Source organism: Kineobactrum sediminis (assembly GCF_002868715.1).
GTDB classification, from domain to species: Bacteria; Pseudomonadota; Gammaproteobacteria; order Pseudomonadales; family Halieaceae; genus Kineobactrum; species Kineobactrum sediminis.
In genome coordinates, this window is the sequence record NZ_PKLZ01000003.1 from 355,337 (window position 1) to 368,678 (window position 13,342).

Below are 13,342 nucleotides of genomic sequence, written 5' to 3' on the forward strand. Positions count from 1 at the left end.
GCGGATCAGGTTGTGCTTTAGTTAGACAGATTGGCACCGTGATGCAGTGCTTCATAGTCCATAATCTCGATTTCCTTGTTATCGACCCGCAGGGTCCCCGCTTTTTGCATGCGGCTGAAGACCCTGCTGATGGTTTCCACTGTCAGCCCGAGGTAGTTGCCGATGTCTACCCGGGACATGGGCAAGCGGAAGTGGGTCGCGCTGAGGTGCCGCCGGGCATTACGTCGGGAGATGCTGAGCAACAGGGTGGCCACGCGCTCGTCCGCCGAGTTCTTGCTGAGCAGGGTGATCAGCAGCTGGTCTTCGGTAATCTCCCGACTCATCAACTGGAACAGGTGGCGCTGCAGGTTGGGCATGGTGGAACTGAGTTTTTCCAGTGCATTGAAGGGGATCGCGCAGATTGCGGCGGTTTCGAGGGCCCGGGCGGATGAGGCATGGCGGTCCTCACTGATGCCATCCATGCCCAGTATCTCGCCGGGAAAGTAGAACCCCGTTACCTGTTCCCGACCGTCGTTGGTGGTCCGGAAAGCCTTGATAGCCCCCGAGCGTACGGCGTAAATTGACTGAAAAGGCGTATTTTCCCGATACAGCAGTTCATTTTTCTGCATGGGTTTGGTGTGCTGGACAATCTTTTCGAGCTGCTCCAGGTCTTTGGCGTTCAGCGCCAGTGGAATACAGATCCTGTTCAGGCGGCAGGTATCGCAGGTGACTTTGTAGTCGTGGTCACACGATCTGAAAATGGTGTCTTCACTGACCTTCGCAAGGTGCATTGACATGTTATCCCCCAGGACGCAAGCGCCCCACAAGTATAGAGTAATTTATTGATCTGCGGCACTACCCATATGGGCCTGTTCAGCCCAGGGACGCCACGCTTTTCAGAACCAGTCTCACCAGTTCTGCCTGCCGGGACACCCCGGTTTTGGCAAAAATTGATTTCAATTGGGCCCGCGCGGTGTGCGGAGAGATGTTTTGTGCCTCGGACACCTCTGCGAGGCGCAGCCCGCGGGATAACAGGACCGCAAGGTTGGCTTCCGCCGGTGTCAGGTCAAATAACTCGCCCAGAGTGCCCTGGGAGGCCGGTTCGCTCAGTTCCGGGTCGGAAATGAAGACGGCGACACAGGGGCTGGTCTGGCCTTCGCTCCACTCGGATACCGGCACCGGCCGCAGCACCAGGCCCAGCTGCGAGCGGCCCCCCGAGCGGGGCACGCGCAGGGCCTTGACCACCGAGGTTTCGCCGCGATGCTGGGCCTCAACGATAGTGGCCAGTGAGTTTTGCAATTCACGGTTACGATCTCGGCCCTCGATCAGCAGGTGCTGGCCGCGCACAGTCAGGCCATCAGCGTCTTCCAGCAATGCCCGGGCAATGGTGTTGGTGCTGAGGACATGCCCCTGTTCGTCCAGGATAATGGTTGCTACCGCCAGTTGCTCGACCGCACCCGCATAGAGGTTTCGCTCCGAAGCGGTGCGACCTATCGTGGCATGGATCTGGATGGCGAGGCGTATATGGGGCGCGATCCGTGCCAGTAATGCGCGCTCATCCGGCGTGAACGGGGGCTCCTCCCGACGCCGGCTGAAGCGCAGCCGGGCAAGCATGCCCCCGGGTTCCACCGTGTCCAGGCCCAGGATGCGGAACAGTCCCGCCGGGCGCAGATAGTGTTCATAGTATTCGGAGGCTACCAGCGCCTCATCGTCGAGAATGTCTGCCAGTGCCACGACCTTGTCGACCGGCAGGTTAACGAACGGGTCCAGGGCAAAGAATTGCTCCCGGTAGGCGGTAACTTCCCAGTCCGCCGCATCCGACAGCGGCCCCGCCGGTGTAGTGCTTGCAGGGTCACCGGTTGGCCGCACACTGTTGAGAATAACGCCGCGATCATTCTTTGCTGGTGGCCGCAATACCAGGGAAACCACATGGGAGTCCATGATCTCCCGCAACAGCGGTAGGGCAGTCGACCAGGGTTGAGTTTCCAGCGGCCCTCGGTAAATGGCAGCAATCAGCGCGTCATAGTCGACCGGCGTTGTTGCCAGGTTGGTGAGGCCGGGTATGCTGCGGTTATTCATGTTTCAAGGCTCGCCAGTTCCAGCGTCACATCCGCTAGAGGCCGGGGGTGGCCAACGCCCCATCCCTGCAGGTAGTCCACCCCGATTTCCCGGAGTTGCAGCACGATGGCCTCGCTCTCCACCGATTCGGCGATGGTCTCCTGGCCGAGGAAGTGAGCGAGATCGTTGATGGAGCGGGCCATCGCATAATCATTGCGGTTGTGATGGATATTGGTGATGAAACTGCCATCAATCTTGACGTAGTCCACGGGCAGTTCACGCAGGCATTGATGGCTGGCAACGCCTTTACCGAAGTCATCAATGGAAAACTTGCAGCCGATATTGCGAAATGCGCGGACAAAATCGGCGGCTTTGACCAGGTTTGAAATGGTGCCGGCTTCGGTGATCTCAAAGCAAAGCCGGTTGGTGCCAACCCCGAACTCGGAGATCTGTTCAAACAGGTAATCGAGGAAAGCATCGTCGGTGACACTGCTTCCCGACAGGTTGATGGCAAGTCTGGGGACGACTTTCTGTGCGTCCATCAGTGAACTGACCCAGCGAAAAGCTTCTTTTATCACCCAGCGATCAACCAGCGTCATGGATCCATGGCGTTCTGCCGTGCTGATGAATTTTTGCGGCGAGCGGAGGTTGCCATTGCCGTCTTTCATCGCCAGCAGCAGCTCGTAGTGGCCAGTGGTAGACAGGCCTCCCCCTATTGCGGTCTTGATAATGGGCTGGGCCCGCAAGGTGAAGTGTTTGCTCTCGAGTGTTTCCTCAAGTGCGCGCCGGGAGCGTTGCCGTTGTTTTTTGTGCTGCTTCACCTCCGCCCCGGATTGTTGCCAGGCCACTATGCGATCCCTGCCCAGTTGCTTGGCTTCAAGCATGGCAGAGCGGGCGTTGGCCATAATGTCGTCTACGCCGGGGCTGAAGTCAAAAATGGAGGCAACGCCAATGGACACCGTGAAGGTGACATTTTCCCCACCTATATTAACGCTGCTGGCAGCGATATCGGTACGGATCCTGTTGGCTATCTGCTCCGCCTGGTGGATTTCCCTGTCGACCAGCAGCACGGCGAATTCATCGGCGGCCAGGCGTGCGGAAGAAATCTTTTTGCTGTGCAGTTGTGCCAGCAGTCGCGAGAATTCCAGTAATACCTCGTCGCCGCTGATCCTGTCGTAGACTTTATTAACCAGGCTGAATTTGTCGATATCAAGTACCAGTACCGCGTGCTGGGAGCCGTGATGCCGGGCATGCTGCAATGTCTTCTCAACCTGCTCCAGAAACGCATCGCGATTGATCAGGCGGGTAAGAGTGTCGTGATTGCGGGTGAAACTGAGGCCCCGTTGAACCTGTTCAAGGGTGTCATAGAGGCTCTGGTCCACTACTGACAGCGTATCCATGGGGGCGGGCGGCTGGGCGCCGTGGCTCAGCTGGCGGGCAAGTTGTACACGGTTGAGTTCCACTGCTTTACGGCCGTGTTCATCGACGAACAGATAGCGATTCCCATCGTCACTGATCCAGGCCAGCTGCATTCGCTTGCGTTGGTCCCCGGAGTCCTGCCAGGTCAGCCAGCTGCCGGTTTGCAGCTCTTCCACACGCCGGACCCAGCGCCGCAGTCGCCGGGTTCGGTTGATACGGTCGCGCAGCGCAACAGGCGCCTCGCGGATAACAATAGCGTCTTCGTCCACCGCGCCGGCTGTGACTTTTGTGTCACTCCCGGCTCGCTGTAGTTGTTCTTCATTCTGGCGGGTCCTGAGTACCTGTTCCAGATTGCGTGTATGGATGCTGGCCTGTTGTCGTAAAAGTTGTTCCACACTGACCAGTGCGCTTTCAAAAACGCTGTTGTCCCGGCCGTAACTCCGGCAGAGATTGTCAACGATACGTGCAATATCCGCTGCCATTGGCGGAGCGTTGGCATGTGCCGAGCTTGCGAGTAGTGCCAGTTTGTCGATAAACCTGCGAGCAGGATGTTCCTGGTTGAGGAAAAAGCAGGGTTCGAGTAGCGCGAGCCTCGCCAGGGGTAGCTGTAGAGTGGCCACAACAGGCTTCAGGGTAGGGCTCATGGTAGACTGCGCATGCAGTGTGGCGAACACGTTATCTACCATGGCAAGCTGGCTGCGGCTTTCCTGGCTGAGGCTGTGGATGCCGCCCGCATCCTGGCGGCAATGGTTGAGCAGGTAATCCGCAGTGGATCCGGCCTGGCGGATGCCGTGCAGGGTGGCGGCACTGTCGGGCAGCGCATCAAGCGCATCGAACACGGCTTGTGCATCCTTCGCCGGCGCGCTGGCAGCACTTGACTGTAATTGCTGTGGCATGCGCCAACCGGTGGCGCCCCCGGACAGACCGGGTCTTTCCGCCAGCAGTTCGACGGTAGTGGGCGGTCTGTTGCTGGAACCGTTCCGTGACATGTCTTCTCGGGGCGCTGGCCGGTTAGGTGCATCGCCGGAGTGGCGAGGCGCAAGCAGTATACCGGGATGAACGGCAGGCACAAAACATGTGTTGCCGTCCATCAAACTGGCGGCTGTTACTGCTTCGACTGTCTCGATTCGGCAGGCAGGCTGAACGCCATTATGGCGTCGCCCGCTTCCGACCAGCCATGGCCCCCTGCCGCCAGCACGACAAACTGCCGGCCTCCCGGCTGTACCCGATAACTCAGTGGCGTCGCGTTGCCGGTGTAAGGGAGTCGATATTCCCATAAAAGTGAGCCATTTGTACTGTCGAAGGCCCGGAATCGTGAGTCGGTGGTGGCGCCGATAAAAATCAGCCCGGAAGCCGTGCTCAGCGGGCCGCCGGCATTTGGGGTGCCCGCGTCAAACCAGAATGGCCAGGGTGCCTGGCCACGCGTATTACCGAGGCTGCGTGTCCACAGGGTATTCCCGGTCTTCAGGTCAACCGCAGTAAGACTGCCCCAGGGGCGAGGATTACAGGGTGCCCCGAGCGGAGACATCAGGGGGAATCGGCGCACGCCATAGGGGCTTCCCTCCATCCGATAGTGTTCCAGTGGGTAGCCCGGTGCCGGGTTCAGCTCGTCATACTCATCCCTGGGTAGCAGTTGTACTACCTGGGCCAGGTGCATCTGGTTGGCGACCAGGATGCCGCGCCCGGCATCTATGCTGATGCCGCCCCAGTTAATGCCGCCGGTTGAGGCTGGATAGACGACAGTGCCCTCCAGGCTGGGCGGCGTGAACATCCCTTCGGATCGGTATTTGGCCAGGGTTCGCTGGCAGGCCAGGCGATCCAGCCCGATAAACCCGTCCATGTCCCCGGGGCCCAGTTGTGCCGGTTGGTGCAGTGGCTGTGGATGGGTGGGAAACGGCTGGGTGGGCGACAATTGTTCACCGGCTACGCCACCCTGCGGAACCGGTCGTTCTTCCACCGGATACAAAGGCTCCCCCGTCGCGCGATCCAGCAGGAACACATGGCCCATTTTTGTTGCCTGCGCCAGTCCCGGGCGTCCTTCGCCCACACCGGGCAGAGTGAACAGGGTGGGCTGTGAGGCCACATCGTAGTCCCATATATCGTTGTGTACGGTCTGGAAGTGCCACTGGAGCTTGCCGGTGGCGGCATCGAGAGCCACCACCGAGGAGCCGTACTCGTCAATGCCGTCGCGGTCACCTCCGTAGAGATCCGGGGCGGGGTTGCCGGTGGGTACATAAATCAGGCCCAGTTCCGGGTCACCGGAGATCGGTGCCCATACATTGGGTGTGCCCAGGTGGTAGCGAGCATTGCCCAGGCTGTCGCGGTGCCGTTCGCGGTAGGCATCGGATACCGGTTCCCAGGCCCATGCCAGGGCGCCGCTGCGCACATCAAAAGCCCGCACGACTCCGGAGGGCACATTTTTGCTTTCGTTGTCGGGTACCAGGGCCCCGATAACGGCATTGCCACCCTGGATCCAGGGCGGGGACGTGGGGTAGTACACCCAGGGTTCGCCGCCCCCGACCTGCTCTTTCAGGGAAACCCTGCCGGCATCGCCGAAATCGTCGCAAAGAGCGCCAGTGGTGGCGTCCAGGGCAATCAGTTCGGCATCACGAGTGCCGTAAATAATGCGTTGGCCACAGACGCCGGCGGCTTCCGCCGCGTCTTGCGCCTGCCACAGGGCAACCCCGCGGCAGACCGCGGGATAAACACCGCTGCGCCTGTTCTGAATCTCCGGGTCAAACTGCCAGCGCTCGTTGCCGGTCTCGGCATCCAGCGCGAACACGCGGCCAAAGGGCGTGCAATAGTAAAGCGTGTCCCCCGATACCAGCGGCGTCACCTGCAGTGAAGTTAACCCCCAATCGCCGCTGCCGTCGCTGAAATCGCCGGAGTTGTGCGTCCAGGCCAGCTCCAGGCCCGCGACATTGCCGGGGTGTATCTCCGTAAGCGGCGTATATTGGGCAGCATCGGGGCCGCCATAGTTGGGCCAGTGAGCGGCTTCCAGCGGGGTGCTGCCGGCCTGTAATGACGGCGAACTGTCCGGGGTGGAGTCACTGGCGGCATGACAGGCCGAGGCCAGCGCCAGAATTGTCGGCAATAGCACGCCGCGGCAATAGCGTACCGTTTTCACAGACCGCCGTCCTGGCTGTTTGCCGCGTCGAGAAAGGCGGGTTTTTCGCCGCCACCGTGCACGGCGATGCTGCTACCACTAATATAGGAAGCCATCGGTGAGGCGAGGAATAAACAGGCATCGCCAATATCCCCGGGTACTGCCATTCTCCCCAGTGGTATCGTGTCGCCAACGGCGGCAATGCCCCTGGCATCACCGTAGTGGAGGTGCGCCTGTTCAGTTTCCACCAGGCCGGCGATGATCGCATTAACCCGTACCTTGGGACCCCATTCCACCGCGAGCGACGCCCCGAGATTTACCAGTCCTGCCTTGGCGGCGCCGTAAGCGGCGGTGCCGGGTGAGGGGCGCAATGTACTGACACTGGCGATGTTGATAATACTGCCACCTTGAGCCTGGCCTTGCATGACCCGATTGGCCAGCTGGGCACCGTGCAGCGCGGCGGTGAGGTTGAGGGCAATAATGGCTTCCGAAAATCGCGGTGACGCAGTGGCCGCGTCTGCCCGGGGTGCTCCCCCTGCATTATTGACCAGCACGTCCAGGCTGCCATGGCGCTCCACAATCCGGGCAACGCAGTCTTCAATCTGTGCATAATCGCGCACGTCACAGGGCAGGAACCAGGCCTGTGACGTGCCCACCGCAGGCAATACTTCCGGCGCCTTGCGTCCGCAGATAACGACATTTGCACCCGCCGCCAGAAAGCGTTCACTGATGCCGCGGCCGACACCTTTGCCGCCGCCGGTAACGAAGACTGTTTTACCGCTAAAATCCAGCGGGTTGTCCATATAGTTCTACTCCTGTGAAGATGCTGGCCAGGTTGCTTGTGATAGCGTTTTGATTTGCCTAAGATGCGCTGGCGTTATTCATCCTAACCGCTTCCCGTAGTCTCGGGAATGTTGCGGTGGGCAGAGTTTATCCATAGCGTGCAGAGGGATGGCTGTGGTCAGGTTTACTGAACCGTAGCGAGGTGGCTGTACGGTAATCATTCAAGGACACGATGTAATGACAAATGAAGCACTGCCAACGTTGGCAATTCTGGGTGGCACCGGCGATCTGGGTACCGGCCTGGCGCGGCGTTGGGCACAGGCGGGTTACCGGGTGATTATCGGTTCCCGAACCCTGGACAAGGCAGAAGCAGCGGTTGCCGACCTGCGCTCGGTAATGGCACAGCGCGGCGTGGCCGACATCAGCGTCGAGGCCATGGATAATCAGGGCGCGGCCGCCGTAGCAGATATTGTCACCCTGACGGTACCCTTCAGCCATCAGGTCAGCACCCTCGAGGCGGTGGCCCCGGCTCTGCAAGGCAAAATCCTGATTGATGTTACCGTGCCGCTGGTGCCGCCCCGGGTGGCTCGCGTACAGCTGCCAGAGGGCGGCAGTGCCGGCCAGATTGCCCAGGAACTGCTGGGCGATGAGGTTGCGGTGGTGTCCGCATTCCAGAACGTGGCGGCGGCACATCTGCAGGAAGGCGGTGGCGTCGATTGCGATGTGCTGGTCTGTGGCAACAAGAAGGAGGCCCGTGCGGAAGTCATCAAACTGGTCGAGGCAGCGGGCCTGCGCGGTTTCCACGCCGGCATGATCAACAACGCCGCCGCCGCCGAAGCACTGACATCGGTGCTGATCACCATTAACAAGCAGTACAATTGCCATGCCGGTATAAGAATCACTGGCCTGGACAGCCATGGATGAGTGTTCGCCTTGAACTCATTGCCCTGGCCGGCTTTCCGCAGGTTGCCCCGGGCGATGACCTCGCGGCCCTGATCGCCGGGAACCTGGCCGAGAACGAGTTGACCCTGCAGGCGGGCGACGTGCTGGTGCTGGCACAGAAAATCGTCTCCAAGGCCGAGGGTCGCTATCGTCGGCTGGCTGATGTTGAGCCGGGCCCGCGAGCACTGGAGCTGGCGCTCCAGGCCGACAAGGACCCGCGCCTGGTCGAGTTGATCCTGAGTGAATCACGAGAGGTGTTGCGGGTACGCCCCGGGGTGATCATTGTTGAACACCGCCAGGGTTATGTACACGCCAATGCCGGTATTGACCGGTCCAATATCCCCGATACCGCAGAGGACCCCCAGGTGCTGTTGTTACCCGAGGACTGTGATGCCTCGGCGGCGACATTGCGCGCTGCCCTCGCCGGGCTGTGCGGCGGTATTGACGTCCAGGTTATTATCAATGACAGCGCCGGGCGCGCCTGGCGCAACGGCACCGTGGGAATGGCCCTGGGTACGGCAGGGCTGGAGCCTCTGTTCAACCAGGTGGGGGAATACGATCTGTTTGGCAATCTGTTGCAAGTGACGGAAGCGGCGGTGGCCGATGAGCTGGCGGCCGCTGCGTCCCTGGTCATGGGCCAGGCCGCCGAGGGCCTGCCCGTGGTGCTGGTGCGTGGCGCCCGGTTGCGCCGAGCCAATGACGGCTCCCGCAGCTTGCTGCGGCCCCGGACCATGGACATGTTCAGGTGAGTGCCGCCGCAGCGCCGGTGCTTGCTCTGTCCGGTGGTGTTGGCGGCGCCAAGCTATGTCTTGGGCTCGCGGATGTGCTCGGGCCTGATCTCCTGCATATTGCCAGTAACACCGCGGACGACTTTGAACACCTGGGGCTCACGGTCTGCCCCGACATTGATACCGTGCTTTATACCCTGGCGGGGCTTAGTAATGCGGAGCAGGGCTGGGGCCTTGCCGGAGAGAGCTGGCGAGTGCTGGGAGCACTGGCTGGGCTGGGTGTTGATACCTGGTTCAAGCTGGGTGATCGCGATCTCGCCACACACCTGTGGCGAACCGGGCAGCTGGCGGCGGGCGCCAGCCTGAGCGCAGTCACCCGTGACCTGGTGGAGCGTCTTGGCGTTCCCGCACACCTGTATCCGATGAGTGACGATCCGGTGCGCACCATTGTGCACAGTGACGAGGGCGATCTGCCGTTCCAGGAGTATTTTGTTCGACGCCAGTGCCAGCCCGCGGTAACCGGTTTCAGTTTTGCGGGCCTCCAGGAGGCGCGTTTACAGCCGGATCTCGCGGCACTGTGCCGACAACCTGCACTTGCCGGCGTAATTATTTGTCCTTCCAATCCCTTTGTGAGCATTGACCCGATCCTGCAGCTGGACAGTTTCTGGAAAATCCTGCGAGATAGGGCCGTGCCGGTGGTCGTGGTGGCCCCGATCGTCGACGGTCGGGCAATCAAGGGCCCTGCGGCCAAGATGATGGCGGAACTGTCGATGCCGGTTACCGCCCTCGGCGTTGCCGAGTACTACGCCCGGCACTATCCGGGCCTGGTCGGCACCTATGTGATCGATCACAGTGACGCAAACCTGGTGACGGCTATCAGTCGCCTGGGCATGGAGGTAGAGTTGGCGGCGACAATAATGCGCGAACGCGAAGACAAGCAGGCGCTGGCCAGCTTCTGCCTGGAACTGTTACGCCAATGACTACCGTGTCCGGGATTCAGGTCCTGTTACCGATCAAGCCCCCCGGTACCGCCAAGTCGCGGCTCGCGGGTGTACTTGATGCCTCGCAACGCAGTGGCCTGGCCACGGCGATGGCGCAGGATGTGATTGCACAGCTCGTATTGCATCCCCTGGTCACGAGGATAAACCTGTTGTCTGACCACCCGGGGGCAGCGACTCTCGCCCGGGTACCAAAAGTGCGCCTGGTGTCGGAAAATCTGCTCTTGCAGCGCGATGACGGGCTGGCGGCCAATCCATCTGCTGCGGTGCCAGAGGCGTCAGACCGAGCGCGGCCCGACCGATCGCGGCCCGACCGATCGCGGCCCGACCGATCGCGGCCGGACCACAATTTAAACGCATTGCTTGCCGCCGCCTGCCGGCAGTTGGTGCAAGAGCACCCGGTTGACGATAGTCTGATCCTGGTATTGCATGCAGATCTGCCGCTGCTGACGGCAGCAGATATTGATGCAGCTGTTGACTGCTACCGCGAGCAGCAGGGTATGGTAGTGGCGACGGATTCCGCCGGTACCGGTACCAATCTGTTGCTGTTTTCGCCGGGGCTCGAACCTCGCTTCTGCTTTGGCCCGGGCAGTCGGGAAGCGCACGTGCGCTGGGCCCAAAAACGCAACCTTCCGGTACAGGTGCTATGCCGGCCCGGGCTCGCGCTCGACATTGATACCTCCGATGATCTCGACTGTCTGCTGCAGATGGCGCCGGCTTCGGTAGGGGAATACACGCGACACTGGTTGACGGCCGCCGGGTTTGTGCAGCAACCGCGCACCAACACATTCACTCTCCGCAATGCGAGATGACACCATGACAACGGATTGGCACAAGCTGCGATACAAGCTGCTCGAGGGTACGCTACCCGACGACGAGCAGGCCCTGGCTCTGGCGACTTTCACCGACACCCGCGCACTGGCGGAGCTTGCGGCCGAACTGCGTGATCGCGGCCACCGCAATGTGGTCACCTATTCGCGCAAGGTATTTATTCCGCTGACTCACCTGTGTCGCGACGTCTGTCATTATTGCACTTTCGCGCGCACGCCGAAAAAAATAACCAGTCCCTATCTGTCGATAGAAGAAGTGCTCACCCTGTGCCGGGAAGGCGCTGCCATGGGCTGCCAGGAAGCCCTGTTTACCCTGGGTGAAAAGCCCGAGTTGCGCTACCGTGCCGCCAGGGACGCACTGGCTGAAATGGGTTTTGCCAGCACCCTGGACTATGTTGCCGAGGTGGCACGCCGGGTTCTTGCTGAAACCGGATTATTGCCGCACATCAATGCAGGTTGCATGACCGCAGAAGAAATCGCTCTACTGCGCCAGAGCAGCGCCTCCATGGGCATCATGCTTGAGTCTGCCTCAACCCGTTTGGGTGAGAAGGGGATGCCGCATTACGGCTCACCGGATAAGGAGCCGGCGTTGCGGCTGCGTACTATCGAGCTGGCCGGCGAGGCCCGGGTGCCATTCACCTCGGGTATCCTGATCGGTATCGGCGAAACCCGCCGGGAGCGTATCGAATCCCTGTTGGCGCTGCGGGCACTGCACCACCGGTACGGCCACCTGCAGGAAGTCATTGTGCAGAACTTCCGGGCTAAACCCGGTACCAGGATGGCCGCCGCCCCAGAGCCGGATCTGGAAGAGCTGTTGTGGACAATCGCGGTTGCCCGGTTATTGTTTGGTCCCTCAATGAATATTCAGGCGCCACCCAATCTCAGTCCCGGCGTGCTCCCGCAGTTACTGGCAGCGGGCATTAACGACTGGGGCGGGGTGTCCCCGCTGACCCCTGATTATGTCAACCCCGAGGCACCGTGGCCGCACCTGGAGCAGCTGGCTCGCGAGACCGGGGCTGCGGGCAAGTTCCTTGATCAGCGCCTGACAATCTATCCCCGCTACGCGCAGCAGCCTGAAACCTGGCTTCACCCCGCGTTGCATACGGCGGTGCTGCGGCAACACGACGCCAGTGGTTTTGCGCGTCGTGACAGCTGGGCGCCGGGAGAGGATGCGCCGGTGCCGGAACTGGAAACCCGTTTGTTGCAGCGCCCGGAACCATTGCCGGTAGCCGCCGAATTGCAGGCTATTGTCCAGCGTTGTGAGGCTGGAGCGACGCTGCGCGAAGAGGATGTGGCGCGGCTGTTTGAGTGCCGGGGGGATGAATTTTCATTCCTGGTGCAGGCAGCGAACCGCTTGCGGGCAGAGCGCTGCGGGGACACGGTCAGCTATGTGGTCAACCGCAATATCAATTATACCAACGTCTGTTACTTCAAGTGCCAGTTCTGTGCATTTTCCAAGGGCAAGTTGAGCGAGGCGCTACGCGGACGCCCCTACGACATCAGCGCCACCGAAATCGCCAGGCGTTGTCGCGAGGCCTGGCAGCGCGGTGCCACGGAGGTCTGTATGCAGGGTGGTATTCATCCGGACTACACCGGCCAGACCTACCTGGACATACTGGCCACGGTGCGTACCGCGGTACCCGACATGCATATTCATGCCTTCTCGCCACTGGAGGTCTGGCAGGGCGCCGCCACGGCCGGCATTTCCCTGGAGGAATTTCTCCGGCAATTGTGGGCAGCGGGGCTGAATACACTGCCGGGCACCGCGGCGGAGATCCTGCACGATGACGTCCGCGCTGTTTTGTGTCCCGACAAACTCAACAGCGCCGAGTGGCTGCAGGTCATGGAAGCGGCACACGCGGTAGGATTCCGTACCACCGCGACCATTATGTACGGCCATATCGAACAGCCCCAGCACTGGGCGCGACACTTGCTCGAGATTCGCAATCTTCAGGCGCGTACCGGTGGTTTCACCGAATTCGTACCGTTACCTTTCGTGCATATGGAAGCGCCGATGTACCAGCGCGGCAAAGCGCGCTCCGGGCCCACCTTTCGCGAAGCGGTGTTGATGCACGCGGTGGCGCGCCTGGTGCTGCACGACCACATTCACAATATCCAGGCCTCCTGGGTGAAAATGGGGGCGGCGGGAGTGGCGGCATGTCTGCAGGCCGGTGTAAATGACCTCGGCGGCACCCTGATGAACGAAAGCATTACCCGGGCTGCCGGCTCTGCCCATGGCCAGGAGTGGTCGCCTGCGCTAATGGAAGCGCAGATTCGCGGCGGGGGCCGGCTGCCAAGAATGCGCACCACGCTGTATGCCGATGCTCGCAAGGAACGCCGGGAGGCGGCCTTCGCGGCCCCGGAGTTACTGGCGGTTGAAAACGCCGATGCGGGACGTTTGCAGCGCGACAAGCGACTGTTGTTGCCGATCGATGGCCGGCTCCGGGCGCCATCAACAGTTCAGGAACAGGTCTTTTTGATGGCCGCCAGTAACTGACT

Annotated in this window: 10 protein-coding genes; 5 read left to right on the plus strand and 5 right to left on the minus strand. The window is 61.1% G+C overall.

All coding sequences use genetic code 11. The annotated features are described in order from the left end of the window. Positions 1-17 precede the first annotated feature (17 nt). From fnr to CWI75_RS06920, 5 genes are all read right to left on the minus strand, one after another. A complete protein-coding gene (gene fnr, locus CWI75_RS06900) occupies positions 18-776 on the minus strand; it encodes a fumarate/nitrate reduction transcriptional regulator Fnr (protein ID WP_101520740.1) in 759 nt (252 codons plus the stop codon). Positions 777-852: 76 nt separating this feature from the next. After that, positions 853-2,058: a helix-turn-helix transcriptional regulator gene (locus CWI75_RS06905; protein ID WP_101520741.1), complete on the minus strand. Its 1,206-nt coding sequence runs from the start codon at positions 2,056-2,058 to the stop codon at positions 853-855. Then, positions 2,055-4,445 carry a putative bifunctional diguanylate cyclase/phosphodiesterase gene (locus CWI75_RS06910; protein WP_162300012.1) on the minus strand — a complete coding sequence of 797 codons (2,391 nt, stop codon included), beginning with the start codon at positions 4,443-4,445 and terminating at the stop codon, positions 2,055-2,057. Before CWI75_RS06910 ends, CWI75_RS06905 begins: the two co-directional genes overlap by 4 nt. Positions 4,446-4,561: 116 nt before the next feature. Further along, a complete protein-coding gene (locus tag CWI75_RS06915) occupies positions 4,562-6,583 on the minus strand; it encodes a pyrroloquinoline quinone-dependent dehydrogenase (protein WP_101520743.1) in 2,022 nt (673 codons plus the stop codon). Beyond that, the gene (locus CWI75_RS06920) at positions 6,580-7,365 is read right to left on the minus strand and encodes an SDR family oxidoreductase (protein ID WP_101520744.1); all 786 of its coding nucleotides are present in this window, start codon (positions 7,363-7,365) and stop codon (positions 6,580-6,582) included. Before CWI75_RS06920 ends, CWI75_RS06915 begins: the two co-directional genes overlap by 4 nt. Positions 7,366-7,582: 217 nt before the next feature. Between CWI75_RS06920 and npdG the strand changes: the two genes are divergently transcribed. The 5 genes from npdG to cofH are packed head-to-tail and all read left to right on the plus strand — an operon-like array spanning position 7,583 to position 13,340. Continuing rightward, entirely contained in the window at positions 7,583-8,269 is a 687-nt protein-coding gene (gene npdG / locus CWI75_RS06925) for an NADPH-dependent F420 reductase (protein WP_101520745.1), read from the plus strand. Further along, complete coding sequence (gene cofE / locus CWI75_RS06930) at positions 8,266-9,036, plus strand: coenzyme F420-0:L-glutamate ligase (RefSeq protein ID WP_101520746.1); 771 nt, start codon at positions 8,266-8,268, stop codon at positions 9,034-9,036. The genes npdG and cofE overlap by 4 nt, the downstream gene beginning before the upstream one ends. Further along, the gene (gene cofD, locus CWI75_RS06935; protein ID WP_101520747.1) at positions 9,033-9,995 is read left to right on the plus strand and encodes a 2-phospho-L-lactate transferase; all 963 of its coding nucleotides are present in this window, start codon (positions 9,033-9,035) and stop codon (positions 9,993-9,995) included. The genes cofE and cofD overlap by 4 nt, the downstream gene beginning before the upstream one ends. Beyond that, positions 9,992-10,825, plus strand: a complete 834-nt coding sequence (gene cofC / locus CWI75_RS06940) for a 2-phospho-L-lactate guanylyltransferase (protein WP_101520748.1) — start codon at positions 9,992-9,994, stop codon at positions 10,823-10,825. Before cofD ends, cofC begins: the two co-directional genes overlap by 4 nt. A gap of 4 nt (positions 10,826-10,829) precedes the next feature. After that, positions 10,830-13,340: a 5-amino-6-(D-ribitylamino)uracil--L-tyrosine 4-hydroxyphenyl transferase CofH gene (gene cofH / locus CWI75_RS06945; protein WP_101520749.1), complete on the plus strand. Its 2,511-nt coding sequence runs from the start codon at positions 10,830-10,832 to the stop codon at positions 13,338-13,340. Positions 13,341-13,342: the final 2 nt, after the last annotated feature.